Below are 26,124 nucleotides of genomic sequence, written 5' to 3'. Positions count from 1 at the left end.
TCTAATTTGGAAATTGGCTTAACTCGTGCAAAAGTTAGTTGAGATTGTTTTTAATAAATTTTTTCATTTGGAAAATGCTGCAAAGCATGTTGTTATTTTAGAATGAGGCGCCTATTCAATGCGTGGTCAGTGCGAAAAAAATACATGCTGACTTGAGCAAATTGAATGGCCTAGAGACATCATTAATTTGACAGTTGTAAGCATAATGACAAGTGTTGTTGGACAGGATTTTAAGCGGCTTCTTGAGTATTTTCTGTAGTAGGTTGTTGAGTAATCGCAATAGGCTGTTCCACTTCTAAGGTTTGTGCTGGAACGAGTCGTCTATAAAAGAATGGATAAAGCGTGACGTTACAGCACCAAACGACCCATGCTGTCCATAAGTTATGACTGAGAAAGTGAGCACCACGCATCATTTGTGCCCATCCCATAGCAAAGCCCAATATTAAACCTGCAACAAGATAGAAATAAGCACGTTTAGGCGTAGTTTTCCTAAAAGCGAAGAAGCCCGTCATTAAGGCAAAACCTGTTGCTGCATGTCCGCCAGGGAAGCAATGCCCATGACTAAGATTAAAATTCCAGAGAAAACCAGTCGTTGTAGCTTGAGTCATATTCCAAGGGCAGGCATGTCCTGATTGTGATTTAAGAATACCCACCACACTGGTGCTTAAAATTAAAATCCAGAACAGATAAGCATACTGCCAGCGCTGCGCATGTAAACGTTCAATTTTAAAGCTGGCAAGCCAAAGAGCAAGGAAGCTGACATCACAGAGAATTAAAAGGTTTTTGACATATTTATGATTCAGTTTTTCTAAGAACCAGTCATAACGCCATGGAAATTGACCATGTAAGCCCGTCCACGGTTGTATGAGCATAAGATCGAGTTGTCCGCCGACAGGGAACCAGAACTGCAAAAGAATAAAACAGCCTAGCAGAATCAATCCTTGTTTTAGGCTAAAGCGTTGTAATTCAGACATGGTCGTACAAACGATATTTTAATTATTTTTGATTTAACCAATACAAACTTAAAACCGACTTAATTGAATCTTAAAAGCAGATAGAGGGACTGATGTATTTAACAGATTTGATGTAGAACTTAGCAGATAATCTGTAATGTAAACATGGTTTAAAATGTTAGATTAAAAGGCAAAAGTCGCCCGAGAATTTTATGCCTATTCGTGCCGTATTATTTGATTTGGACAACACTTTAACCCATCGTGACCAAAGTATTCGGCGCTATAGTGAGTTTTTACTAGAACAGTTTCAGTCATACTTATTTGTACCTGATCTGGAAAAAATACAGCAAATGATCCGCCGAATTGATAATGGCGGATATCCTAAAAAAGAAGAACTGACTCACCCGAGCATTGGGGCATCGGTTGCATTTGCTTTATTGCAAGAATTAGCATGGAAAACTGAGGTCGATTTTCAAGACTTAACCGATTTCTGGTTTCAGTATTTTGGACAATGCGCCGTTGCTATGTCAGGTGCTATTGAGCTGTTACAAAGCTTGAAACAACAAGATTATGCCTTGGCAGTGGTGTCGAACGGTGGACATGCAACGCGCTTGAATATTTTAACTGGACTTGGCTTCAAGAACTATTTTGATGTGATAGTGAGTTCCGAACAAGCAGGGATGAGTAAGCCTCATCCGCAGATTTTTCTACATACTGCGGAAAAATTAGGGGTACATCCTTCAGAATGTTTGTTCATTGGAGATCATCCTGTGAATGATATTCGAGGCGCACAACAAGCAGGGATGCAAGCCATCTGGTTACAAGGTTTTCACCCTGAAGATGAAAGTTTACAAGTTCCTCGTATCCAGAACTTACAAGAGTTATATGCCTATTTAGAGCAAGCATAAAATTGCTGGTATAAAAAAAAAGCGATTCTAAAGAATCGCTTCGCAACATGCGGAAATTGAGAAAACTTAAAACATACTGTCATCCGAATTTGCTGAAATTTTATGAATGGATAAATCAGCACCACGGAACTCGTCTTCTTGCGATAAACGAATACCGATGCAGGCTTTTAAACCGCCGTACACTGCGAATCCACCCGCAAGTGCAACCACAATAGCGAATAAAGTCCCCATGATTTGTGACATCATGGACACACCACCAATCCCGCCTAACCATTGTTGACCGAAAATACCAACTGCAAGTCCACCAAAGGCACCGCAAATGCCATGTAATGGCCACACACCCAGTACATCATCCACTTTGAGTTTGTTTTGGGTATAGGTGAAGAACTTCACAAAAATGATGCCAGCAATGGCACCAATCACAAGCGCACCAAAAGGATGCACAATATCAGAGCCTGCACAGATAGCAACCAGACCAGCAAGTGGACCATTATGTAAGAAGCCAGGGTCATTTTTACCCATCATGTTCGCAGTAATGGTTCCGCCGACCATCGCCATTAATGAATTAATGGCAACCATGCCTGAAATCGCATCTAAACGTTGCGCACTCATGACATTGAAGCCAAACCAACCGACTATGAGAATCCAAGAACCTAAGGCAAGGAAGGGAATGGATGAAGGCGGATGCGCACTGACGCGGCCATCTTTCTTATAACGACCATGGCGTGCACCCAGTAAAATCACAGCGGCTAAGGCAATCCATCCACCCATGGCATGTACAACTACCGAGCCTGCAAAGTCATGAAAGGGTGCACCAAATGTATGCTCTAACCATGTTTGAATGCCAAAATTACCATTCCAAACAATGCCTTCAAAGAATGGATACACCAATGCGACTAAGAGTAGCGTCGCTAAGGCTTGGGAACGCATTTTGGCACGTTCCGCAATACCACCAGAAATAATTGCAGGAATAGCCGCAGCGAAAGTTAGCAAAAAGAAGCAGCGCATCAAGTTATAACCATGATCTGCCGCTAAAGTTGCTCCCATATGGAAAAAATGATGTCCATAGGCAATGTAGTAACCCACGAAAAAGTAAGCAATCGCTGAAAGTGCAAAATCGGTTAGGATTTTACTTAAGGCATTGACCTGATTTTTATGTCGAACTGTTCCTAGTTCTAAAAATGCGAAACCGGCATGCATGGCCAGTACCAGCACTGCGCCTAGCAGTAGAAAAAGTAAATCGATATCTTGCATAGTTTGCTCAAAAAAAGTGCTAAATATGACTTTAGGTACAAATTTTGGAAGAGGATTTGCACCAAAATAGTTTAGTAAATCTAAAAATTGGAGTTCAGCAACCGAATACTCCGTTCATGCATATAATTAAGCAAAAAATGCACCAATTCAGATAAAACTATGAATTATTCGGTGGAAAATAGTGCATATCGGCTTAAAAGAGTGCTCTAGGTTGCAATTTAAAATCATAAAAAATTTTGGTTTCTATTTAATTAAATTAAAAATCATAGATATAAGTTGAATGTTCGTTCAGAATTTTTAGTGTCACTTCAATTTGCTAGATCAGCAGATTGAAGTGCATTTTTATTGATCGAGGATTAGAACAAAACTTCATCAAGTGAGGTGAGTCTCTCTTGATGAATGTGCACGGAATTAATGCAAAATATTCTCTAAAAATTGTTGTGCCCGTTCGCTACGAGGCGTGGTAAAAAAATCATCTTTGGAACAGTCTTCGACAATTTTGCCTTGATCCATAAAGATAATTCGATTTGCCACTTGGCGTGCAAAGCCCATTTCATGAGTAACACACATCATGGTCATGCCTTCTTTCGCTAGACCGACCATCACTTCAAGTACTTCATTAATCATTTCGGGGTCAAGTGCAGAAGTTGGTTCATCAAACAGCATGGCAATCGGGTCCATACTCAATGCACGTGCAATTGCAACTCGTTGTTGTTGCCCACCAGAAAGCTGTGCAGGGAATTTATTGGCTTGCGAACTTAATCCGACACGGTCTAGGTAAGCCAGTCCTTTTTTCTTCGCTTCATCAGCACTACGCCCTAAAACTTTGATTTGGGCGATGGTTAAGTTTTCAGTCACACTTAAATGCGGAAATAATTCAAAGTGTTGGAACACCATGCCTACGCGGCTGCGCAATTTATTTAAATCGGTTTTTGGGTCTGCAATTGGAATACCATCCACAAAAATTTGCCCTTTTTGAAAGGGTTCTAAACCATTGACAGTTTTAATGAGGGTCGATTTGCCTGAACCTGAAGGTCCACAAACCACCACCACTTCACCTTGGCAAATTTGTGTGGTGCAATCGGTCAGGACTTGAAACTGTTGATACCATTTACTGACATTTTGGAGATCAATCATTATTTTTTGGTCACTCATACTTTTAATCTCCTTTGAATTTTTTTCACAATAAATGTTGCCAACACACTGATGCTAAAGTAAACCAGACCTGCAAATAGAATGTACTGGGTCAATAATGACATCAGGTCGCCACGAACATAGTTGGTACGGAAAAAATCGAGCAAGCCAATTGCATAGACCATGGTCGAATCTTGGAACAAGATAATGGTCTGTTGCAGTAGCAATGGCGTCATTTTCCGAAAGGCTTGTGGCAGAATAATTAAACGCATGGATTGACCATAACTCATTCCTAGCGCATAAGCTGCGGCGCTTTGCCCTTTGGGAATAGACTGAATCCCAGCGCGGACAATTTCAGAAAAATAGGCTGCCTCAAACAGCATAAAGGCAACAATACTCGAAACCAAAGCCGTATCGATGGTCAAATAATTGCCTGTAATTGCGGTATAGAAAAATGGAACCGCAAAGTAAAACCACATCAGTACCAACAGTAGTGGAATAGAGCGGAATAAATTGACATAGGCTTGTGCGATTAGATTCAGTATCCGAATTGAAGACAGGCGCATTAAAGCCAGTAACGTCCCAATAAAAATCCCCCCGACGGTCGCTATGCTGACGACTTTCAAGGTGATACTGAGACCATGCCATAGAGCAGGTGCAGAGAGTTGTAAATCTTGAATAAATGCAGAGAGCCAGTCCATTATTTATCTCCTGCAATCGTGCCTGGAATACGCAAGCGTTTTTCCAGAAAAGTCATGAATTGAATTAAGCAGATGTTAATCACAATAAAAATAATGGTGACATAGGTATAAATCTCGATGGTGTTTTGTGTGTACTCACTGATTGTTTTCATCTGCGAAATAATTTCAGCCACACCGACCAGTGACGCGACCGAGGTGTTTTTTACACAGTTGGTCAGTTCGGAGCTGAGTGGAGGTAAAATGGTACGGAAGGACTGCGGCAAAATAATGTATCGGTATAATTGTGCAGTACTGAACCCCATGGCATAGCCTGCATTAATTTGCCCATTGGGCAAGGCTTCAATCCCTGTACGGACTTGTTCGCAGACCCGTGCAGCCGTAAAGAGTCCCAAGCCAATACTGGCAGAAATCAGGGCACTGGTACTGGCACTTAAATCATTGATCCACCAGTCTTTCAGTCCCGCAGGTAAAAAATTCGGTACGACATAAAACCAAATAAACAGTTGTATTAATAAAGGAATATTACGAAAAATGGTCACATAGGTTGTGCCAATCGCACGTGCAGTTTTATTTGGAAGCGTACGCATAATACCGAGCATACTGCCCAAGACAAATGCGATAGACCATGCCACGATGGCAATAAACAGTAACCAACCTAAACCTGTTAAAATCCAGTTGAAATAGCTACTGTCACCGACACCTGTAGATTGAAATAGTACGCCCCAGTTCCAGCTATAGTTCATAGGAGCTCCATATTCTTAATCAGGTAGGCGAAAGCACTACCTGAGAATCATTGAGAGAATGATCAGCATAGATTACTGATCACGGTCATGTGGTGACGCAATAAGAGCTTTTAATTGTTCAGACATTGGGAAGTTCAGGTTAATATTTTTAGGCGGAATAGGTTGTTCGAACCATTTTTTATACATGTTATTAATTTCACCTGAGCTATAGATTGCTTTAATTGCATCATCTACCACTTGCTTAAATTCAGGGTCGCCTTTTCTGAGCATACAGCCATAAATTTCATGAATAGGTGCAGTGCCCACAATCATCCATTGATTTGGGTCTTTGGCTTTCGATTTTTCCCCTGCAAGTAAAATATCATCCATCATAAATGCCGCAGCACGACCGTTTTGTAGCATTAAGAAAGATTCGGCATGGTCTTTGGCAGAAATAATTTCACCAATCCCCAGTTCTTTTTCATGTTGGCGAATATAACGTTCTGAAGTGGTCCCTGCGGTGGTCACCAGTTTTTTGCCTTTTAAGTCGGTAAAGTCTTTCACGCCAGAGTCTTTGGCGGTAAGTAAACGCGAACCCACTTCAAAATATCCCACAGAAAAATCAACTTGTTGTTGACGTTCTTTGTTGTTGGTGGTCGAACCACACTCTAAATCGACTGTACCATTAGAGACCAATGGAATACGGTTTTGACTGGTGACCAAGTTATAGCGAATTTTTAAATCGGGCATATTCAGTTTTTGTTTGACTGCATCTACAACTTTAAGTTGTAAATCATGTGCATAGCCCACAGGTTGATTCGGATTATCGGCAATATAAGAAAATGGAATGGAAGAGTCACGATAACCCAATACGATGGTACCTGACTGTTTAATTTTTTGTAGCGTTCCCGATGCGGAACCTTCTTTGCCCGCAGAATCATTACTGCTTGGTGTCTTGTCGCCACTACAAGCACTTAAACCGAATACCAATGTACTGGCGCAGAGCAGGGAAGTCAGGGGCCGTTTTAATGACATAAGTAAAACTCCTTGTGTTTTGTTCTCATCATTCACTTTATTTATTGACTGAATATCCATCAGCTTATTTGTTTTTTGCATTATTGGCTGCTTGTTTAACAAACAGATTTAGCTTCATCTTAGCGCGAGTCTTAGTCGGTTGCGCAGGTCAGATTGTTGATGCTTTGTTAACGATAAATCTTTAAGTTTTAAACAAATTTAAGACCAATAGATAGAATCTAGAGTAAACAAAGCAGAATCTGTGCCTGAACAGAATTACATAATTTAATAAAATACTGTGTTTAATAAAAATAAACAATTCACTATTGAAACATTCTAGAGAGATAAATAGATTCTAAATTTTTAATTTAAATATAATGTTTTGATTTTAATGTACTTTTTTAAAATACTGGAGTTGCTTACACATGTATACATGCATAGGTTACTGTTCGGATAAAAATGAATGAGAAAAAGATCAAAACAACGATCTACCCATGATATTTAAAGCCGATTATTTGTATGTCGCACCATGCAAAGTACTGTGATTGTGCATTTATTTCTGTTGAATTGAATCAACGATTTAGATTGGGCGATATCAGGGATGGACGTTCTATCATCGGGGTAATCTTGTTATAGTGCTTTTATTTTGCAGCGTGTGGATGAGTATGTCCTTCAATCTCAAAATCAGCTTAGAGCACAGAGCTGAGCAGTCTCCACAACAGAAAAAATTAAATCGTTTGATTGAGCGTATTGAACAGCAAAAACAAGAACTGGCGACATGGCAAAATGCGCAAGCTGACATTCAAAACTATACGCGCAGTAAGCTTTTACCTGTTTATAGCGAGTTGCACACGGTTTTATTTGAACAGCTTGATACTCTGTGGAATCACTTAGCCAGCGATGCCTTTAGCAAAGCAGACTTGGTACAGATTGATACCAAAATAGCCGCTTTAGCCAAGATGCTAAAAAAATCACAGAGGCTAACTTGCGAGCAAAAAGAACAAGTAGAGAAAATTGATACTTTCTATATGCAGCATGCAGAGCATGTACGTGCGAAGAAAGCCAAAGCAAACTCAATACAAAATCATGACCTCGCTGAAACGGTAGAACAAAACGTGGATGTAGACTGGGAAAATTATGAATATGATTCTGCCCAGTATGAAGCAGAGCGAGAACGTGCCAAGCAGTTAAAACAACAAGAAAAACGTGAGCAAGCAGCCAAAATGGCAGCGCAGTCCTTGAAAACGGTGTATTTAAAAATTACCGCGATGATTCACCCTGACCGTGAACATGATGAAGCGAAGAAATTAGAAAAGACCGAACTTTTGCAGAAGGTCAATGAAGCTTATGCAGAGCAGGATTTATTTTATTTATTAAAACTCCAGTTACAGCTCGACACCAATAAAGGCTTAAGCTCAAAAGCTTTAAGTTCGGAGCAAGTGAAGTTTTATCAGTTGTCTTTGGAAGCACAGAGCCAGAACTTACAAATTCAGTTAGAGGAAATCTTTACGTCTTTTCACTTGAGTAGTCATATCAATACCAAACAGCTCAAAATGAGTGATGTGTATAAGGTGATTGATAAGGATGCTGCTGAGTTAAAGCAGCAGTTGAAGTGGGAAAAAGAACGTTTAAAGCATATGAAAAAGGTGAGTGGGGTAGAGATGTTGTTGGAACATGGGGTTTTGTAACCTCTCCCCTTGCGCAGCAGCGCTGCTCATCTCCTAGGAGGAGAGGGAACTTCATTGCGTATCAAATAACTATTAAATTAATAAAGAATGCTTCCTCTCCCTCAGGGAGAGGGCTGGGGTGAGGGTAATTAAAATGGAAAATAAAAAATGAAACTAGACCCACAATTATTAGAATTCGCCAAAACTATGCGAAGCAATGCTACAGATACAGAACACCTGATGTGGCAATTACTTCGTGCCAAACGATTTATGAATCTTAAATTTCGTCGTCAACATGTGATTGCACCATATATTGTGGATTTTTACTGTCATGAGTTGGGTTTGGTGATTGAGCTAGATGGTAGTCAGCATGGCACAGACGATGCGATTGAATATGATGCTGAAAGGACAAGGTTTTTAGAGGCTTTGGATTTGAGAGTGGTGAGGTATTGGAATCATGACGTGTTGAATCGGACGGATGTGGTGTTGGAGGATTTGTGGCGGAGATGTTCTGAATTAAAACAGACCTCTCCCTAACCCTCTCCTAAAAGGATAGGGAACTTCATTGCGAAATTCAGGCATGTATTTAATCAAATGTTGCTCCCTCTCACTGTTGAAATAGGTTAATTTTTAAAGTTAATGTACTAGATTAGTGTTAAATTATGAATTAAATTTCGTAAAGGCTACTTTATAAGACAATGAAAAAATGAAATCAGTTAAAACTTTTGTACAAGACAAGCAAAAAGAATATCTAAATGGATGGTCAAATGACTCACAATCTATTTTAGATAAAGGCTTATATGAATGGATGGTTTCACAGCTAGATCCTAATCATCAAAGAGTATTAGAAATTGGTTGTGGAGTTGGAAATTCAACTTTAGCTTTATTGAAATCAGGCAAGAAATTAATAAGTGTCGATGAAAACTATTACTGTATCGAGCATACACGTAAGCTTATAGAGATGAATGGATTTAAAGTTCTAACGATTAATGATCGTCTAGATAGAAAATTAGATGGTGCATTTTATGCAACTAATGTTAAACATAAATCATTACCAAATGCTAAAACAGTTTTTGAAGAGTTTGATTGTCTATTAATACAGAGCGATATTTTACAAGATCTAAAATTAGTTGAATATTTTAAAGAGTGTGAAATTGAATCGATTATATGTTGGTTGATCGGAACTCATGGTGCTAAATGGTTTGATAGCAATTTAGATGGTTGGGTGAAAAGTGCTATGGACTATCGTTTAAAAGTTCAAAATACAGTTTATGAAATATCTGATGAAATTTTAAAAGAGGGAGGAGTCTTAAATATTATTGATAGGTCATTATATTTAAACGAAGAAGAATTGAAAAACTTAATTATCAATCATAAAGACCAAGCTTCGGTTACTAAACTAATAGTTTCGGATAAAGTAAATCAAATAGAATTTGGTACTCCGTCAACAAATGGAGTGGGGATGGTCAAACAAATGTCACGTGATACCAATTTTGAAAAGACACAAGAAGAACTTTGGTTGCATTCAGTTAATGTATATAAAAAAAGGGCTGAATAATCAGCCCTTTATACTACGAATTAGATCAAATTACCAACACCTTACAGCGCTGCAATCTGCTCCATATTCGCTTTAATCTTCACTAACTGATCCGCAAATTCAGCCAACTTCACTTTTTCACCTTCAACCACAGCCGCAGGTGCTTTCGCCACAAAACCTTCATTAGAAAGTTTGCCTGCAATGACGTCATGCTGCTTTTGCACTTTGTCTAAGTCTTTCTGTAAACGCCCCAATTCCGCTTTCGGGTCAATCAAGCCCTTCATCGGAACAAATACAGACGCATGTCCAACCACAGAAGAAGAAGACAATGGTGGTTGCTCGCCATCCGCCAAGAAAGTAATGCTTTCTACTTTCGCCAAGGCTTTAAACAAGGCTTCAATACGTGTGATCTGTGCTTTCTCAGCTTCCGTCGTGTTTTGTAGAAGCACTGGTAATAAACGCGCATTACCCAAGCCCATTTCACCACGGATGTTACGTACCGCACCAATCAAACCTTGAAGCCATTGCATATCTGCTTCAGCCTGTTCGTTTACACGCTCAGGGTTAGCTACAGGGTATTGCGCAAGCATGATGGTTTCGCCAGAAATACCGAGTTTCGGTGCAAGCGTCTGCCAAATTTCTTCAGTCAAATACGGCATAAGAGGATGTGCAAGACGTAAAGATGCTTCCATCACTGCAAGCAATACACGACGAACTTCAGCTTTACGCTCAACCGATACGTTTTCATCATTCAGAACAGGTTTGGTCAGTTCGACATACCAATCACAGTATTCATTCCAAATGAACTCGTAAATCGCTTGTGCAGCCAAGTCTAAACGGTAAGTCGCGAAAGCTTGTTGTACCGCAGCTTCTGCTTTTTGCAGACGGCTTACGATCCACTGTTCAGGCAATTCCCAAAGGTCTTGACGAACTTCGCTACCAATTTCTTGATTTTCACAGTTCATCATTACGAAACGCGTTGCGTTCCAGATTTTGTTGGCAAAGTTACGGTAACCTTCAACACGCTTCATGTCGAACTTAATGTCACGACCTGTGTTCGCAAGCGCACAGAAGGTGAAACGCACTGCGTCTGTACCATAGGCTTGAATGCCTTCTGGGAACTCTTTACGGGTTGATTTTTCAATCTTCGCCGCTTGTTTCGGGTTCATTAGACCTGTAGTACGTTTTTGTACTAAAGTTTCAAGGTCTACACCGTCAATCAAATCTAATGGGTCAAGCACGTTGCCTTTCGACTTCGACATCTTCTGACCTTCGCCATCACGGACTAAACCGTGAACATAGACCGTTTTAAACGGAACTTGTGGCGTACCATCTTCATTCTTCATGAAGTGCATCGTAAACATAATCATACGAGCAACCCAGAAGAAGATGATGTCAAAACCAGTCACTAATACATCAGTTGGGTGGAAAGTATTGAGGAAATAGTTTTCCGCATCTTTCTTGGCATCGCCAGTCCAACCTAAAGTTGAGAATGTCCACAGCGCAGAAGAGAACCAAGTATCCAGTACGTCTTCATCTTGGCTAAGCGCAACATCAGCAGGGATATTGTTTTTAGCACGTACTTCAGCTTCGTCACGACCCACATAGATGTTACCTTCAGCATCGTACCAAGCTGGAATACGGTGACCCCACCAAAGTTGACGAGAGATACACCAGTCTTGAATGTTGTTCATCCACGCCATGTACATGTTGCTGTACTGCTCAGGAACAAACTTGATGCGTCCATCTTGAACCGCTTCAATGGCAGGTTGAGCCAATGGTGCAATTTTCACATACCATTGGTCTGTCAATAATGGTTCAACGATCACACCTGAACGGTCACCGCGAGGTGGTTTCAAGGTGTAAGGTTGAATTTGGTCTAACCAACCTTCAGCTTCAGCTTGTTCAACCAGCTTTTTACGTGCTTCAAAACGCTCTAAACCAATATAGTCCGCAGGAGCAGGGATGGTTTTAGAAATTTGCTCGCCCGCTTTCGCGATGTATTCAAACTCAGCCAATACTTCTGCATTTTTATTGAAGATATTGATGATTGGGAGTTCACAACGCTTACCGACGTCATAGTCGTTAAAGTCATGTGCAGGGGTGATTTTCACACAGCCTGTACCAAATTCTTTATCCACATATTCATCTTTAACGATAGGAACAGCACGACCTGTAATCGGTAGAATGATGTTTTGACCCACAAGATGTGTATAGCGTTCATCATCCAGTGCCACAGCAACAGCAGTATCACCGAGTAATGTTTCAGGACGAGTCGTTGCAACAACGATGTGATCTTTGCCATCGTGGGTACGTAGGTTTTTATCTTCAAAGAAATATTTGAAGTGCCACAGTGAACCTGCTTCTTCTTTATCCGATTCAACTTCTAAGTCTGAAAGAGCAGTTTGTAATTTTGGATCCCAGTTCACCAAACGTTTGCCACGGTAGATCAAGCCATCTTCGTGCAGTTTAACGAACACTTCTTTTACTGCATTGGATAAACCTTCATCCATGGTAAAGCGTTCACGAGACCAATCTACCGATGAACCTAAACGACGGATTTGACGGGTAATGGTGTTGCCCGATTGTTCTTTCCATTCCCAAATTTTTTCGATGAATTTTTCACGGCCGAGGTCATGACGGCTCACACCTTGAGCACCCAACTGACGCTCAACCACCATTTGTGTGGCAATACCCGCGTGGTCTGTACCTGGTTGCCATAAAGTGTTTTTACCTGACATACGGTTGTAGCGTGTGAGGGCATCCATAATGGCATTGTTAAAACCATGACCCATATGCAAGCTACCGGTGACGTTTGGTGGCGGAATCATGATACAAAATGACTCACCTTTTTCAGAGGGCTTGAAATAGCCACGCTCTTCCCAAGTTTGGTACCATTTTTTCTCGATCTCAGTCGGATCGTAAGTCGTAGCAATGTTTTGCGCAGAATCAGTCATAGTCAGAATAGATAAAAAGTGAATAAAAAATTGCATCTAGTGTAACAAAAAAATAACTGCTTTGGGATGTTCGTCAAATGCTTTGTTTCTGCAATTGTCACAGCAAGTGAGAGGTTTTATGATGAAGCTTGTATAACGACCATGCACAAGATCGTAGAACTTGATAAAAAGGAAAAAATAGAATGAGTTATGTTATTTCACTTAAGTTGAAATCAGCAACCCATCAACGTTTTCAGGATATTCATCAACAACTTAATCAAGGTCAAACCGAGAGTTTGGCCAAAGCATTGGGTGAGGTGCTGGCAGATATTTCCTATGAAGTGATTGATCAGGTTTTTGGTGAGATCACCCGCATTTCGCATTCGGGGGATAATGAGTCTGCCAAAGTAATCCAGCACATTATGGAAACCACACGTAAATATATGCCATGGTCGGTGTCATTTTTTGGCAATGAGCGTTTGTTGCCGATGGTAAATTATCTGCACGAACTGATGTATCAAAAAGAGGGTGAATTTTATTTGTCCTATCCAGTCGATGAAGACAGTGTTCAAGCCTTGCTCAGTTCTGCCGAAGAAATGCAACATGGTAATAATGCCGAGGTGATTCCTGCTTTACAGGCATTTACTCAAATTGTGGATCAGGGGGTGACGCATTTAATTCGGATTCCGAAAAAAATGCTGAAATTTAATCTGGTGGTAGATAAGACCTTGAACGGGGTCATTCATGTCACTACACAAATGGGCTATAAGCGTTTTGATAAATTGGGCACGCAATATGATGCCAAAACCATGAGTCATTATTTCAATCATTTTCTTGTTTTTTTAGAAAATTCAACCAACAATTAGGCAATTGCCGTAATCGAATCAGGGTAGACAACAATGGCCAAGCTAGACAGTTTAGAAAATAAGGTGGTATGGATTACTGGGGCATCTTCAGGTTTAGGTAAAGCCTTGGCACAAGAATGTGCATTACAAGGTGCACAAGTGGTGCTGACTGCCCGTCGCCTTGACGAATTAGAAAAGGTACGTGTTGGATTGTTAAATCCAGATTTACATCTTTCAATTTGTGCAGATATTACCAATGAAGCTCAAGTCTTACATGCATATGATCAAGTCTTAGCGGCCAAAGGACGCATTGACTGGCTGATGAATAATGCGGGTTTAAGTCAGCGCGCCCTGATTGCTGAAACCACCATGCAAACTGAACGCACCATTATGGAAGTCGATTATTTTTCGCAGGTATTTTTGACCAAAACCGTTTTACCCACATTCTTAAAACAAAAGTCTGGGCGGGTGGTATTTGTTTCGAGTATTGCAGGGTTGTTAGGTACGCAATATCGTGCTTCATATTCTGCGGCAAAAGCGGCCATTCATATGTGGGCAAACAGTCTAAGGGCAGAAGTGGCTGATGAAGGGGTGGATGTTTCGGTGGTTTTCCCAGGTTTTGTAAAAACCAATGTGTCCATTAATGCTTTAAATGGAGCAGGTCAGGCACAAGGTTTTGATAATGATGCAACAGCCAATGGTTTAGACGCAGATGAATTTGCACAATATGCGGTTAAATCATTAATGCAAGGCGATGAATATATTGTCATTGGCGGGCGTAAAGAAAAATTAGGCGTACTGGTTTCACGTTTATCACCAAGTACTCTGTATCGAATGATTCGTAAAGCGAAAGTAAAGTAAATTGGGAAGAATAGGAGAGAGTAATGCTTTCTCCACCTATTTAAAGTGCTAACGATTTTATTATCTGTGACCTATTTTATTCAGTCTAGAGAATGATGCTCTAGCGAGCAATCTACCATCCGAATGTACGATAGAAGATAGGAGCGCATGAGCCATTTTGAATGCTCATGCTGTTTGAGTGTGCTGAATAGGGAAGATGTTTTACGACTTTAAAATGGCTGTGCCATAAGCAAAAACCTCAACCATGCCACCTTGCATGCCCATTTCGGTAGTCGCCAGTCGTATACAAGCGATATGCGTTGCGCCGTATTTTTCTGCTTCAAGTTTGAGTCGGACAATTGCTTCACGACGGGCACGATCGACAACACTTTCATAGCTGGTGAGTCTCCCCCCAAAAAAGTTTTGCACGGTAGCCAGTACATATTTGAAATAATCATGAGAAATCACAACATTGCTGCTGATCATGTGCCCAGACTGCTCAAAACTCACTTTGCGTAAATTCCCTACGGTAATATAGGCAAGACGCTTTTCATTGTGTTCAAGCTCTGCCAAATGTTTGCGTTCGTTATAACGACCAAAGCCAAAACCGACGCTAAAGAGCACGGCAAAGATCAGCAGTTGGAAAATTAAACTTTCCATTGCTTAGGCCTGTGTTGGAAATGGATCGGGAAGATGGTTGTCTAACGGTGTGACACGGACGGCAGTGCCATAAACAAATAACTCAGAGGCACCTTGGGCAATATTTGAGGTTGAAAAACGAATACCTACAATGGCATTGGCCCCTAAGCCTTGTGCTTTTGCAATCATACGATTCATGGCTTCTTGGCGTGATTCTTCTAAAAGCTCGGTATAGGCAGTAAGTTCACCACCGACAATATTTTTTAAACCTGCCAAAAAGTCGCGTCCCACATGTTTACTCCGAACGGTACTGCCATAGACCACATCCAGTTGTTGGGAAATGCTATGTCCAGGAACGGACTCTAGGTTACTTAAAAGCATAATCTTTAATATTCAAATGATTTGATTATCTTTGAAGATAGGAAAAAGCCTAGCAAAAAGCAATAAAAAAGCCCACCGAAGTGAGCTTTTGATGTTGCAAACCTTAGTTTGCTGTTTTGTTGTATTTCACATCTGAAGAAGAAGGCTGTTTCACCACTTGATCCGTCGAGTTGGCTTTTACGCCGCCACCGAGGGTTTTATACACTTCAACTTGGTTGTTTAAGTTTGCTTGTTCAAGCAATAACAAACCTTGTTCCGCCGAGTACGATGTACGCTGTGCATCAAGTACAGTGAGGTAGTTGTCGATACCTGCACGGAAGCGAGCAGTTGAAAGCTTATAGGTGGTGTTGGTTGCATCTACAAGACGGCGTTGTGCCGCCAAACGGTCACCAATATTTTCACGTACTGCTAAGGCATCATTCACTTCACGGAAAGCCGTTTGAATGGTTTTTTCATAATCTGACAACGCAATTTTTTGGTCAGTTTCTGAAATCTTCACATTGGCACGGCGCGTGCCCCAGTCAAAGATTGGAATGTCCAAGCTTGGGCCGAGTGACCACACAAAAGCACCTGATTTAAACAAGTCGCTTAAATCTGTCGATGCATAACCTGCTGTGCCCGTTAAGCTGATGGTTGGGTACAATTGTGCTTTTGCCGCACCAATGTTGGCACCCGCAGCAGACAATTGATATTCCGCAGCGCGGACATCAGGACGGTTATTTAACAAGTCGCTTGGCAAGCCTGCTGTCAACGCCGTACTTTGGGTAATGCGTTTCACAGGCTGAGGAGACAATAAGTTTGCTGGAACAGGTTGACCCACTAATAGGTTTAACAAGTTCTGTGCTTGTGCAACTTGAGTCTTGTAGTTCGCAACGTCATTACGTGCAGTTTCAACCGAAATTTGCGCTTGACGTACAGGGACTTCGCTGTCGATACCCACATCAAAACGTTTTTTGTTCAGATTGTATGATTCAAGCTGTGCTTTTAAGGTTTGGTCTGCCAGTTTTAAGTTGGCATTGGCAAACGAATAGCTCAACCATGCTTGCGCAACCTGACCAATTAACGAAATTTGTGTTGCATCACGTGCACTTTGAGTCGCCAAATAGCTGTCTAAAGCATTGTCTTTTAAGCTACGAACGCGACCCCAAAAGTCTAACTCATACGCGGTTACGCCAAGGCCAACATTATACGTTGTGATTGGCTTATTCGAGCTGAGTGTATCTTGGCGAAGCACACTACCACTTGCACCAATGGTTGGCAGTTGGTTGTTTTCGCTAATTTGATACGCTTGCTGCGCACGTTGGATGTTCAACGTCGCAGTGCGTAAGTCACGGTTATTCGCTAAAGCCATTTCAATGACTTGTACCAATCGTGGGTCAGCAAAAAAGTCTTTATAGCCTTGTTCAGCAACAGAAGGACCTGCTGTTGAACCAATATATCCTGTTGGGATATCCGCTTGAGCGACGGGTTCTGGACCACGCATGCTTTGACATGCAGTCAAAGCAAGCGCAAGTGCAGATACCGCAATGCTACGACCTGAAATAGACCATACTTTTTGCATCACGATGTTTGCTCCTGATTATTTTGTTTCTTAGGTTTGTATTTGAAAATACTGCGAATCCAAACAAAGAATACTGGAATGAAGAAAATACCCAAAAGTGTAGAACTAATTACACCACCAAGTACACCAAAGCCGACAGAGTGCTGACTACCTGCGCCTGCACCTGTAGAAAGCGCAAGTGGAAGTACACCAAAACCAAAGGCAAGAGTGGTCATGATGATTGGGCGTAAACGCATTTTTGCAGCATGTAAAGTTGCGTCAAATAGATCTTCACCTTTTTCCTGTAATTCTTTCGCAAATTCTACAATCAAGATCGCATTTTTTGCTGAAAGACCAATTACTGCAACAATTGCGACTTGGAAATAGATGTTAAACGACAAGTTTGGATCGCCTTTAATGATCATACCCAACCACGTTAAAGTAAATGCACCGATAATCCCTAGTGGAACAACCAGCAATACTGAAACAGGAATAGACCAGCTTTCATATAATGCGGCAAGACATAAGAAGACGATTAACATTGAAAGAACCAGTAGCGGACCTGTTTGGCTACCTGAATCACGTTCTTCTAGAGATAAACCTGTCCATTCGTAGTCGAAACCTTGTAAGCCCATTGATGGTAATTTGCCAATGATTTCTTCCATTGCAAGCATCGCATCACCAGAGCTTACACCAGGTGCAGGAGTCCCTTGAATGTTCACGGAAGATACGCCGTTATAACGCTCTAAACGTGGTGAACCATACGTCCATTGCCCAGTTGCAAATGCTGAGAAAGGAACCATCGTACCGACGTTATTGCGCACGTACCATTTGTTCAGGTCTTCAGGCATCATGCGTGTACTTGCTTCGCCTTGAACATAAACCTTTTTCACACGACCACGGTCAACGAAGTCATTAATATATGAACCACCCCAAGCCATGCTCATGGTGCTATTAATATCTGCAATACTGACACCCATTGAGCCTGCTTGTGCTTGGTCAATGGTAATTTGGTATTGAGGGGTATCTTCTTGACCATTTGGACGTACGCCTGCAAGACGTTTATCTTGTGCAGCCATACCCAAAATCGCATTACGTGCAGCGATCAGCTTGTCATGTCCCTGACCACTTGCATCTTTCAGTTGAATATCAAAACCTGATGCTACACCTAGTTCAGGCATTGCTGGTAATTGTAAAGGCATAATGTAAGATGCATCTTTGACAATCATATTCAGTGCCATACCGCGTTGAATAATTGCACCAATTTTCGACTCAGGTGTTGTACGTTCGTCCCAGTCTTTCAGTTTAATAAAAGCAAGACCTGCGTTTTGCCCCACACCTGTGAACGAGAAACCAGAAACGGTAAAGATCGAATCTACGTGCTCTTTTTCTTTGTTCAGGAAGTAATCCGTCATCGTGGTTATGACTTTGTCGGTACGTTCCAGACTTGCACTCGGCGGAAGTTGAACCAAAGTCATGACTACGCCTTGGTCTTCTTCAGGTAAGAACGAAGAAGGTAATACTTTGTATAGACCTACTAAACCTACAATAACCAATACATAAATCACACCCGAGAAGACTTTATGATGGGTCATACGATTGACACCACCTTGGTACTTCAGAGCAACTTTTTCGAAGCTGTTGTTAAACCAGCGGAAGAAACGCGCAAAAATATTGTTACTTTCCGCTTTATTCGGATCATGTTGTTTTAACAAGGTTGCGCACAGGGCAGGGGTAAAGGTTAATGCCACAATCAGTGATAAAATCATCGCGGTCACAAGCGTGATGGAGAACTGACGGTAAATAACCCCCGTTGTACCACCAAAGAATGCCATTGGAACGAATACCGCAGTTAACACACTGGTAATACCCACCAAGGCACCAGAAATCTGTTGCATTGATTTTTCAGTTGCTTCGACAGGATCGAGGTGTTCTTCTTGCATTACACGTTCGACGTTTTCCACCACAACAATCGCATCATCGACCAGAAGACCAATGGCCAAAACCATTGCAAACATGGTGAGCGTGTTGATTGAGAAACCGAAAATGTTAATGACTGCAAATGTACCTAATACCACAACAGGTACGGCAAGCGTAGGAATAATGGTTGCACGCCAGTTCTGTAAGAACAAGAACATCACGATGAATACCAAGAATATGGCTTCAATTAAAGTATGTACCACACTTTCAATTGAAAGCTTAACAAACGGCGTGGTGTCATAAGCCAATTGATCTTTTAAACCGTCTGGGTAGTTTTGACGAAGTTCACTTAAGCGTTCTTCAACAGCGGCAGCAGTATCCAGTGCGTTGGCACCTGTTGCCAGTTTAATCGCAACACCACCAGCAGCTTTACCGTTAAATTTAGAGTCAAATTGATAGTTATCTGAACCGAGTTCAACACGAGCAACATCACTTAAGCGAACTTGGGCACCTGAAGCCGTATTTTTCAGAAAGATATTTCTAAACTGCTCAGGAGTCTGCAACATACTTTGCGCATTCACCGTTGCGTTCAGTACTTGACCTTGTACAGCGGGTGCACCGCCTAACTGACCAACCGCCACTTGAGAGTTTTGAGCATTAATCGCAGCAGCAACATCACTTGGAGTGACTTGTAAGCTGGTCATTTTGGCAGGGTCTAACCAAATGCGCATGGCATAAGAACCACCAAAAACTTGGACTTCGCCCACACCAGCAACACGGCTCAGTGGTTCAGAAATGTTGGAGTTCACATAGTCTTTAATGTCGGCAGCAGATAGGCTTCCATCAGGAGAGAAAAATGCAAGAACCTGCATAAAACTCGCACCTGACTTGGTTACTTTTACCCCTTGACGTTGTACATCTTCAGGTAAAAGTGCTGTTGCCGATTGTAGTTTGTTCTGTACTTGAACTTGTGCAATATCAGGGTCAATCCCTTGCTCAAAGTTCAAGTTAATGGATGCCTGACCATTACCCGCACTGTTAGATGAAATATAACGCAGACCATCCAAACCATTCATTTGTTGTTCAATGATCTGAGTAACCGTATTTTCAACAGTCTGTGCAGAAGCACCTGGATAAGTTGCAGAGATTGTCACCGTGGGCGGTGCAATCGTTGGATATTGGGCAACTGGCATTTTTGTTAGCGTAAGAATACCCGCCAGCATAATAACCAGTGCAATCACCCACGCAAAAATGGGGCGATGAATAAAAAATTGAGCCATTCAGTCTACCCCTTATGCGTGTGAAGTAGCTTTTTGTTCAGTGTTTGATTCTGCTTGTTTCGCTTGCGGTTTTTCAGCAGATGCTGGCGCAGAAGCTTTTGATGCCTCAGTTTGAGGTTGATATGGTTTCGCAGAAACGGTTTGTCCCGCTTTTACTTTCGCCACACCATCAACCACAATTTTTTCACCTGTTTTAATGCCTTCAGTCACGATCCAATTCTGACCTTGAACACCTACTGTGGTGACAGGACGTGACTCAATTGCGCCTTTCGCATCCACAATCATCGCCATCGCTTGACCTGTTGGTGTACGAGTAATTGCCGCTTGAGGAACTAAAATTGCATTAGGAATCACACCTTGTACAATTTGCGCATTGGCAAACATACCAGGTAATAGCAAGTGATTTGGATTTGGGAATACCGCACGAATTGTGACAGTCCCTGTGTCTGTATTTACACTGGCATCTGAGAAGGCTAAACGACCTTCAATTGGGTAGTAGCTACCATCTTCAAGTTTCAGCTTCACACGTGTGTTGTTACTGCTGTCCAAACTGCCTTTGCTGAGTTGCTGGCGTAGACGCAATAATTCGGTGCTAGACTGGTTAATATCCACATAAATTGGATCTAAACGTTGAATGGTCACCAATGGATCTACTTGATTTGCAGTGACAAGCGCACCTGCTGTTACCGTTGAGCGGTTGGTTTGACCAGAAATTGGAGAGCGAATAGTTGAATAACCTAAGTCTACTTCAGCATTTTTGACTTGGGCACGTGCAGCCGCAACTTGCGCATCAGCAACTCTAACTTGACCGACTAAATCATCATATTCTTGTTTCGAAACGGCATTGCTTGAAACCAGTTGTTGATAGCGATTGAGCTTTGTTTTAAGCGAGCTTAAGTTGGCTTCTTGTTGTAAGAGTGCTGCTTTTGCATTATCGAGTGTCGCGCGGTTGGTACGAGAATCTAACTCATAAAGTGCCTGACCTTCACGGACATAACTGCCTTCTGCAAATAAGCGTTTCAGAATAATACCACTGGTTTGTGGGCGAACTTCTGATACTTCAAATGCTGTGGTTCTACCAGATAACTCTACTGATTGTTCGACGCTTTGCGGTTGCGCAACAATAATACCAACTTCCGTTGGTGGCATTTGTTGAGATGCACCAGCCTGCTGCGCATCTTTTTGATCTTTGCTACAACCAACAAGTGCAATACTTGTTGCTAATGCGCAAGCGGTGAGGGCTGGAGCCCAAAGCTTTGCAGACATCATTGTTCCACCTCGGTTAGATTATTATCTAAAAATTAATTTATTTTTCGCTTAATAGCGTGTTGTAACACTATGTATAGCAGGGTAATCCAAATAAAACTTATGCCCCAACCTGCAAGAACATCAGAAGGAAAATGTACGCCCAAATACACTCTTGAGCACCCCATTAAAATGAACCATATAACTGCAAAACAATAAATATATGAGTATTTGGAGTGTTCACGGTATACATAAATAACCAGACCACTTAAAGCAGCAGCATAAACACTATGCGCACTTGGAAAAGAAGCACCATAACTTTGAACCAAATGAAATATTTCAGGTGGGCGTGGTCTTGCAATCCAGTATTTAAGTAGCCAAGCAAAGGCTCCGCTTCCAATTAGTCCTAAACAAATTAGTAATATATATGTGTATTTTTTATACCAAGTTAGATAGAAACACCATAAAGTGGTAAAAAAAAGTACAGCAGGCATCCCCCCAATTGCTGATAGTAGCGTTGTTATTTGGTTCAAATTTTCAGTACGATAATGACTTGCCCATTCGACAATAGCTAAATCAAATGAAAGCAAACTGGGAGTGTTTAAAATCAAAACACTGAAAAATAACAAAAAACAACCAATAATCAGCAACAAGTACGGCATGCATTAACCTCTTGTTCGTTTAACCGGACTCCCCCAGTTAACATTTGGGTAAAAGTGTACTCGTCAGTACACTTTTTTTCAAGTCTGTGTGAACTCGGTTAAATTTATCTATAGTAAGTTGGAAATATAACAAATCATTTACTTAAAGTTTTGTGAGAATTTGTAGTTTCGTCAACGACTAAAGGCGACTTTGGTGGCCAAAAGAAATCAATTGGACGCGTTAAAAAGTGGGTCAGTACTAATTTTGCTAACGGTTTCCATTGCTCAAAACGCACGCGACGCGCCCGCAAAGCAACAATAATGGTCAGTGTGAAACTCACAAATAAGTTGGTCAAACCAATTAAAAGTACACCTAAAAAAGATACAATAATTAGGCCAATATCAGGGCTATCATTAATATTCATGAGACCTTGTATAAAATTAGCAGATGCAAAGGCAATATGTCGGATATCTAAGGGAAGACCTAAAATAAAACCTATGGTGCCCATGCTGCCGAGCATGATCCCAAAAATAAAATTACCCGCGAGCGCACCTAAATTTCGTTCTACATATTCTGCAAACTTATACAGGCGTTCTTGTCCTAAGTATAATTTCAACTGCTGATGTGCTTTAAGTCTGGGGCCTACTTTTCGGTAAACCGCCATATTGTCGAAATATCCCGCAATTAAGCCCGATAAGAAAAGACAGACCCCTGCAATTGCTGCATGTGGAATAGCTAAAGATGTAAATGGATTTAAATCATGTAATGTCTTTGCTGCTTTGGCATGATTCATTAGCGGTTCATGTAATCCAGTTTGCCATAACCAAGCAATCAATGCCGCGGTTGGGATTGCTATGGAAATGTTGCCAATAATTGCAATAAATTGGGTACGAATAATATTAATAATTAAAGCTGCTAATTCAGCAATTTGTGTAGTCTTAGAGCCTTTACGATGCTGTACCGTTGATGCAAGTGCCGCCGCTGTCATCGCAGGTTGTTTGGTTGCGACGGTATAATGCACAATATGAATGAGCATGAAACCAAAAGAATAATTCATGCTATACACAACCGCTTGCATGATGGGTGCCATCACGACACGAGATGCTAGGGTTTTTAAAGTGGCCATGATGGCAATAATTACCCCAGCGCCTGCGGCGGAGCGGTACATGGACCAAAAACTTTTTTTATCCGTACTTACATAGTGTTCGCCCGTTTTACTGGCATTTTCAGTCACTTGTAAGGCAATGAGTTCACTGTTATTGGCCAATAATGCACGGACACTGCGTTCATTATAAATCGCTTGGCTAATATCGGTGAGTAGGCTACCTATAGCGTGGTAACGAACCTCATCTTCTTCAACAATCAATTGCAGAAGCAGTTCTATTCGATCAAGGCATTGCTCTAATAAAGAGAGCAAATAGGTGAGGCTAATACTCACCCCAATCCTTTTGGTGGCACGTCGAATTTTTAAGACTACTTCTCGACATTGATCAATCATGACCAAGGCTTGTGAAGCATCAGGTGGCGCAATGGCAGCAAATTCATCCCGATTTTGATGCAATTTTTTATAATGCTGAATAAATTCAATAATTTCACGATTTTGTTCTAAAAACGGAGATTCGTATTCAGTCAGTTCTGGTTGCGCATTAATAAATTCAGGGTATAAACCAATACCACTAATTCGATATGAAATCACGGTAATTGCTTTAATCAGCTCATGTTTAATTTTGAGCTTTTCTTTCTGATTGCTATGACCTTGGTTTAAGAGCTGTAATAACTGCTGCCAATTTTTTTCAGAAATTTGATCTAGCCAGTAATGATCATTTGGTTGATGAAAGACTCGTCGAACCAATTCTTGCAGTTGGGTTCCATCATAAATTAAGGGTAAAAAGTGTGCGCCTACGCGCTGGGCCAACTGATTCCAAAAACCATCAAGCGATAAAATCCCTGTATCGGCAAATAAACTGGTTTGTTTATATTGATTGATCAGGCGCAGAAGAAAACTTTGTAAGGTAATTGCAGCATGTGGCGTAAGTAAAAGGGTTTGAATAAATTGCTGAAACTTTTGTTCTATTTCGTCTATGTTTTTACTGTCACTGGGTCGAATATGATTCACCAGCTCAATCAGCAGAAGATCATCAACAGCCTGAGGAAGCTCAAGCTGTTGCTGCATGTTCCGCAATACATCATTAAATTGTATATGCATAAGCAAATAAGCAAGTCTACTTTATTGAATTCGGTGTAAGGCCAATTGTGCCAAGTTTGATAATGCTTGACGATATTGTGTATCAGGCAAAGCCATAAGTGCTGCCAATGCAGCTTCAGTTTCTTCAGTAGCGCGTTTACGACAATAATCTAATGCACCAGACTGTTGCACAATTTCGATGACTTGTTCGAGTTGTGCAGTACCACCGGTTGCAATACTCTTACGTATAATTTGGTGTTGCTCGCCTGTGGTGTGTTGTAGTGCAGAGATGAGTGGCAAAGTAGGTTTACCTTCCATTAAATCATCGCCAATATTTTTACCAAGCGTTTCAGCATCAGATGTGTAATCTAAAATGTCGTCAATAATTTGGAAGGCATTGCCAAAATGACCAGCAAATTTTCTAAGAGGTTCACGGTATTCAGGTGTACCTGTCAGGATTGCAGCCCCTTCAGTCGCCAACTCAAACAAACGCGAAGTTTTGCCATGAATAATATCTAAGTACGTTTGTTCATTGGTATCAGGTTGATGTTGAGCTTGTAGTTGCAATACTTCACCTTCAGCAATTTCACACGTTCCTGTAGAAAAGTCTTTTAATAAGGTCATGTTGTTCAAATCGACCAGTAAGTCGAAAGAACGTGAAATTAGAAAATCACCAACTAAAACCGCAGTCTGATTGTTCCATGTTGCATTTGCGGTCGGGCGGCCACGACGTAAACCAGATTCATCTACAACATCATCATGCACAAGCGTTGCGGTGTGCAACATTTCAATAATGGCAGCCAATTTTCGTTGTTGTGCTAAATCTTCGGCACCGCAGGCTTTGGCTGCAAGTAAGCACATAATTGGGCGCATACGTTTTCCGCCTGCTTCAACCACATGTTTACTGACTGCCATCACTAATGCAACTTTAGATGTAATTCCTTCATTAATAAATGTGTCCATCTCAGCAAAGTCTTGAGCTACAGGGGCGAGAATATCTTGCTTAAAATCGATGGCCATAGGAATAGAAACCTCTATTGGTTAAGTGATGTTTTCAACGGTAGCGTCGTTATTTGTAGTGTAACCAAAAATTAGAATCAAAAAATGACACAGTAAACAAGGTTGCTGATGTGTGATAATTTGGACTATTGATTATCATAGACACGTAAACGACGTTTTGGATGACATCAAAAATGTATCTGCTGACTATAGTAGCGAATTGATTTTAAAAATCTATTGTTTATTACACAGTCGTATGTGTTTCATTCTATTTTAATTTAGCATGTTAGGGCTTCAAACTAAACTTAGGGCTAAGTTTGGTTTTTTTTGTGAAGATGGCTTGTTGTTTCTGCCATAATCACTTAAAATCTGTCCCCTTGTATAACCCCAGTGGCGGTCGTTTTAAGCTCGATATATCCCTTTATCGACACGACGACACGGGCAAGTTGGAGTACATTATGTACGCAGTAATCCAAAGCGGTGGTAAACAGCACCGTGTAGTTGAGGGTGAAACCCTTAAAGTTGAATTATTGAAAGCTGAAACTGGCGCGACTATTACGTTTGATGACGTATTAATGGTTGTTAACGGCGAAAGCATTCAAATCGGTGCTCCAGTTGTTGCTGGCGCAAAAGTAACTGCAGAAGTGGTTGGTCATGGTCGTCACGACAAAATCCGTATTGTTAAAATGCGTCGTCGTAAACATTACCGTAAACAACAAGGTCACCGTCAATGGTTTACCGAGTTGAAAATTACTGCGATCGCAGGCTAATCACTAGGAGTA

Annotated in this window: 22 protein-coding genes; 7 read left to right on the top strand and 15 right to left on the bottom strand. The window is 41.2% G+C overall.

Features of this window, described 5'->3' with window-relative positions; genetic code table 11:
• Nucleotides 1–230 precede the first annotated feature (230 nt).
• Complete coding sequence (locus M5E07_RS12215; protein WP_252219549.1) at nt 231–974, bottom strand: phosphatase PAP2 family protein; 744 nt, start codon at nt 972–974, stop codon at nt 231–233.
• Nucleotides 975–1,165: 191 nt separating this feature from the next.
• Between M5E07_RS12215 and M5E07_RS12210 the strand changes: the two genes are divergently transcribed.
• Complete coding sequence (locus M5E07_RS12210; protein WP_252219546.1) at nt 1,166–1,861, top strand: HAD family hydrolase; 696 nt, start codon at nt 1,166–1,168, stop codon at nt 1,859–1,861.
• A gap of 66 nt (nt 1,862–1,927) precedes the next feature.
• Here the strand turns inward: M5E07_RS12210 and M5E07_RS12205 are convergent, their stop codons facing one another.
• From M5E07_RS12205 to M5E07_RS12185, 5 genes are all read right to left on the bottom strand, one after another.
• Nucleotides 1,928–3,115, bottom strand: coding sequence for an ammonium transporter (locus M5E07_RS12205; protein ID WP_116763402.1), 1,188 nt, complete (start codon nt 3,113–3,115; stop codon nt 1,928–1,930).
• Between the two features lie 411 nt (nt 3,116–3,526).
• On the bottom strand, nt 3,527–4,252 hold the full coding sequence (locus M5E07_RS12200) for an amino acid ABC transporter ATP-binding protein (RefSeq protein ID WP_252223816.1): 726 nt from the start codon (nt 4,250–4,252) through the stop codon (nt 3,527–3,529).
• A 14-nt stretch (nt 4,253–4,266) separates the two neighbouring features.
• A complete protein-coding gene (locus M5E07_RS12195) occupies nt 4,267–4,950 on the bottom strand; it encodes an ABC transporter permease subunit (RefSeq protein ID WP_116763406.1) in 684 nt (227 codons plus the stop codon).
• Nucleotides 4,950–5,693, bottom strand: coding sequence for an amino acid ABC transporter permease (locus tag M5E07_RS12190; protein WP_252219543.1), 744 nt, complete (start codon nt 5,691–5,693; stop codon nt 4,950–4,952). Before M5E07_RS12190 ends, M5E07_RS12195 begins: the two co-directional genes overlap by 1 nt.
• A 72-nt stretch (nt 5,694–5,765) precedes the next feature.
• Nucleotides 5,766–6,707: a transporter substrate-binding domain-containing protein gene (locus tag M5E07_RS12185; protein WP_252219541.1), complete on the bottom strand. Its 942-nt coding sequence runs from the start codon at nt 6,705–6,707 to the stop codon at nt 5,766–5,768.
• 644 nt (nt 6,708–7,351) lie between these two features.
• Here M5E07_RS12185 and M5E07_RS12180 point away from each other — a divergent pair.
• The 3 genes from M5E07_RS12180 (at nt 7,352) to M5E07_RS12170 (ending at nt 9,911) form a co-directional block, all read left to right on the top strand.
• On the top strand, nt 7,352–8,374 hold the full coding sequence (locus M5E07_RS12180; RefSeq protein ID WP_252219538.1) for a coiled-coil domain-containing protein: 1,023 nt from the start codon (nt 7,352–7,354) through the stop codon (nt 8,372–8,374).
• Between the two features lie 147 nt (nt 8,375–8,521).
• Nucleotides 8,522–8,890 carry an endonuclease domain-containing protein gene (locus tag M5E07_RS12175; protein ID WP_252219536.1) on the top strand — a complete coding sequence of 123 codons (369 nt, stop codon included), beginning with the start codon at nt 8,522–8,524 and terminating at the stop codon, nt 8,888–8,890.
• A 169-nt stretch (nt 8,891–9,059) separates the two neighbouring features.
• Nucleotides 9,060–9,911, top strand: a complete 852-nt coding sequence (locus M5E07_RS12170; protein ID WP_252219534.1) for a class I SAM-dependent methyltransferase — start codon at nt 9,060–9,062, stop codon at nt 9,909–9,911.
• A gap of 41 nt (nt 9,912–9,952) precedes the next feature.
• Here M5E07_RS12170 and M5E07_RS12165 read toward each other — a convergent pair whose 3' ends face one another.
• Entirely contained in the window at nt 9,953–12,847 is a 2,895-nt protein-coding gene (locus tag M5E07_RS12165) for a valine--tRNA ligase (protein WP_434087784.1), read from the bottom strand.
• Between the two features lie 182 nt (nt 12,848–13,029).
• Here M5E07_RS12165 and M5E07_RS12160 point away from each other — a divergent pair, with 182 nt between their 5' ends.
• Nucleotides 13,030–13,692 (top strand): hypothetical protein, encoded by a 663-nt coding sequence (locus tag M5E07_RS12160; RefSeq protein ID WP_116759920.1) that lies wholly within the window; start codon nt 13,030–13,032, stop codon nt 13,690–13,692.
• Between the two features lie 33 nt (nt 13,693–13,725).
• Nucleotides 13,726–14,532 (top strand): SDR family NAD(P)-dependent oxidoreductase, encoded by an 807-nt coding sequence (locus tag M5E07_RS12155; RefSeq protein ID WP_252219532.1) that lies wholly within the window; start codon nt 13,726–13,728, stop codon nt 14,530–14,532.
• A 201-nt stretch (nt 14,533–14,733) separates the two neighbouring features.
• On the opposite strand, the gene M5E07_RS12150 is transcribed toward M5E07_RS12155, so the two are convergent.
• The 8 genes from M5E07_RS12150 to sdsA form a co-directional block, all read right to left on the bottom strand.
• Nucleotides 14,734–15,171, bottom strand: coding sequence for a YbjQ family protein (locus M5E07_RS12150; protein ID WP_252219529.1), 438 nt, complete (start codon nt 15,169–15,171; stop codon nt 14,734–14,736).
• Between the two features lie 3 nt (nt 15,172–15,174).
• Entirely contained in the window at nt 15,175–15,531 is a 357-nt protein-coding gene (locus tag M5E07_RS12145; protein WP_252219526.1) for a YbjQ family protein, read from the bottom strand.
• A gap of 103 nt (nt 15,532–15,634) precedes the next feature.
• Nucleotides 15,635–17,092 (bottom strand): multidrug efflux RND transporter AdeIJK outer membrane channel subunit AdeK, encoded by a 1,458-nt coding sequence (gene adeK, locus M5E07_RS12140; RefSeq protein WP_252223810.1) that lies wholly within the window; start codon nt 17,090–17,092, stop codon nt 15,635–15,637.
• Entirely contained in the window at nt 17,092–20,271 is a 3,180-nt protein-coding gene (gene adeJ, locus M5E07_RS12135; RefSeq protein ID WP_252219524.1) for a multidrug efflux RND transporter permease subunit AdeJ, read from the bottom strand. Before adeJ ends, adeK begins: the two co-directional genes overlap by 1 nt.
• 12 nt (nt 20,272–20,283) lie before the next feature.
• Nucleotides 20,284–21,540 (bottom strand): AdeA/AdeI family multidrug efflux RND transporter periplasmic adaptor subunit, encoded by a 1,257-nt coding sequence (locus M5E07_RS12130; RefSeq protein ID WP_116759907.1) that lies wholly within the window; start codon nt 21,538–21,540, stop codon nt 20,284–20,286.
• Between the two features lie 32 nt (nt 21,541–21,572).
• Entirely contained in the window at nt 21,573–22,178 is a 606-nt protein-coding gene (locus M5E07_RS12125; protein ID WP_252219521.1) for a phosphatase PAP2 family protein, read from the bottom strand.
• Between the two features lie 134 nt (nt 22,179–22,312).
• Nucleotides 22,313–24,364 (bottom strand): site-specific recombinase, encoded by a 2,052-nt coding sequence (locus M5E07_RS12120; protein ID WP_252219519.1) that lies wholly within the window; start codon nt 24,362–24,364, stop codon nt 22,313–22,315.
• Between the two features lie 21 nt (nt 24,365–24,385).
• Nucleotides 24,386–25,363 (bottom strand): All-trans-nonaprenyl-diphosphate synthase, encoded by a 978-nt coding sequence (gene sdsA, locus M5E07_RS12115; protein WP_116759901.1) that lies wholly within the window; start codon nt 25,361–25,363, stop codon nt 24,386–24,388.
• Between the two features lie 437 nt (nt 25,364–25,800).
• On the opposite strand from sdsA, the gene rplU reads away from it, so the two are divergent.
• Complete coding sequence (rplU, locus tag M5E07_RS12110) at nt 25,801–26,112, top strand: 50S ribosomal protein L21 (protein ID WP_010113102.1); 312 nt, start codon at nt 25,801–25,803, stop codon at nt 26,110–26,112.
• The last annotated feature ends 12 nt before the right edge of the window (nt 26,113–26,124 follow it).

It is taken from the genome of Acinetobacter tibetensis, from assembly GCF_023824315.1.
In the GTDB taxonomy this organism is placed as follows: Bacteria; Pseudomonadota; Gammaproteobacteria; order Pseudomonadales; family Moraxellaceae; genus Acinetobacter; species Acinetobacter tibetensis.
Note: the sequence above shows the minus strand (reverse complement) of the source record. Positions and strands in the feature narration are given on the sequence as shown.

Excerpts from the sequence above, each read along its gene's own strand:
- M5E07_RS12215 (WP_252219549.1), bottom strand. The coding sequence starts at position 974 with ATGTCTGAATTACAACGCTTTAGCCTAAAACAAGGATTGATTCTGCTA.
- M5E07_RS12210 (WP_252219546.1), top strand. The coding sequence starts at position 1,166 with ATGCCTATTCGTGCCGTATTATTTGATTTGGACAACACTTTAACCCAT.
- M5E07_RS12205 (WP_116763402.1), bottom strand. The coding sequence starts at position 3,115 with ATGCAAGATATCGATTTACTTTTTCTACTGCTAGGCGCAGTGCTGGTA.
- M5E07_RS12200 (WP_252223816.1), bottom strand. The coding sequence starts at position 4,252 with ATGATTGATCTCCAAAATGTCAGTAAATGGTATCAACAGTTTCAAGTC.
- M5E07_RS12195 (WP_116763406.1), bottom strand. The coding sequence starts at position 4,950 with ATGGACTGGCTCTCTGCATTTATTCAAGATTTACAACTCTCTGCACCT.
- M5E07_RS12190 (WP_252219543.1), bottom strand. The coding sequence starts at position 5,693 with ATGAACTATAGCTGGAACTGGGGCGTACTATTTCAATCTACAGGTGTC.
- M5E07_RS12185 (WP_252219541.1), bottom strand. The coding sequence starts at position 6,707 with ATGTCATTAAAACGGCCCCTGACTTCCCTGCTCTGCGCCAGTACATTG.
- M5E07_RS12180 (WP_252219538.1), top strand. The coding sequence starts at position 7,352 with ATGTCCTTCAATCTCAAAATCAGCTTAGAGCACAGAGCTGAGCAGTCT.
- M5E07_RS12175 (WP_252219536.1), top strand. The coding sequence starts at position 8,522 with ATGAAACTAGACCCACAATTATTAGAATTCGCCAAAACTATGCGAAGC.
- M5E07_RS12170 (WP_252219534.1), top strand. The coding sequence starts at position 9,060 with ATGAAATCAGTTAAAACTTTTGTACAAGACAAGCAAAAAGAATATCTA.
- M5E07_RS12165 (WP_434087784.1), bottom strand. The coding sequence starts at position 12,847 with ATGACTGATTCTGCGCAAAACATTGCTACGACTTACGATCCGACTGAG.
- M5E07_RS12160 (WP_116759920.1), top strand. The coding sequence starts at position 13,030 with ATGAGTTATGTTATTTCACTTAAGTTGAAATCAGCAACCCATCAACGT.
- M5E07_RS12155 (WP_252219532.1), top strand. The coding sequence starts at position 13,726 with ATGGCCAAGCTAGACAGTTTAGAAAATAAGGTGGTATGGATTACTGGG.
- M5E07_RS12150 (WP_252219529.1), bottom strand. The coding sequence starts at position 15,171 with ATGGAAAGTTTAATTTTCCAACTGCTGATCTTTGCCGTGCTCTTTAGC.
- M5E07_RS12145 (WP_252219526.1), bottom strand. The coding sequence starts at position 15,531 with ATGCTTTTAAGTAACCTAGAGTCCGTTCCTGGACATAGCATTTCCCAA.
- adeK (WP_252223810.1), bottom strand. The coding sequence starts at position 17,092 with ATGCAAAAAGTATGGTCTATTTCAGGTCGTAGCATTGCGGTATCTGCA.
- adeJ (WP_252219524.1), bottom strand. The coding sequence starts at position 20,271 with ATGGCTCAATTTTTTATTCATCGCCCCATTTTTGCGTGGGTGATTGCA.
- M5E07_RS12130 (WP_116759907.1), bottom strand. The coding sequence starts at position 21,540 with ATGATGTCTGCAAAGCTTTGGGCTCCAGCCCTCACCGCTTGCGCATTA.
- M5E07_RS12125 (WP_252219521.1), bottom strand. The coding sequence starts at position 22,178 with ATGCCGTACTTGTTGCTGATTATTGGTTGTTTTTTGTTATTTTTCAGT.
- M5E07_RS12120 (WP_252219519.1), bottom strand. The coding sequence starts at position 24,364 with ATGCATATACAATTTAATGATGTATTGCGGAACATGCAGCAACAGCTT.
- sdsA (WP_116759901.1), bottom strand. The coding sequence starts at position 25,363 with ATGGCCATCGATTTTAAGCAAGATATTCTCGCCCCTGTAGCTCAAGAC.
- rplU (WP_010113102.1), top strand. The coding sequence starts at position 25,801 with ATGTACGCAGTAATCCAAAGCGGTGGTAAACAGCACCGTGTAGTTGAG.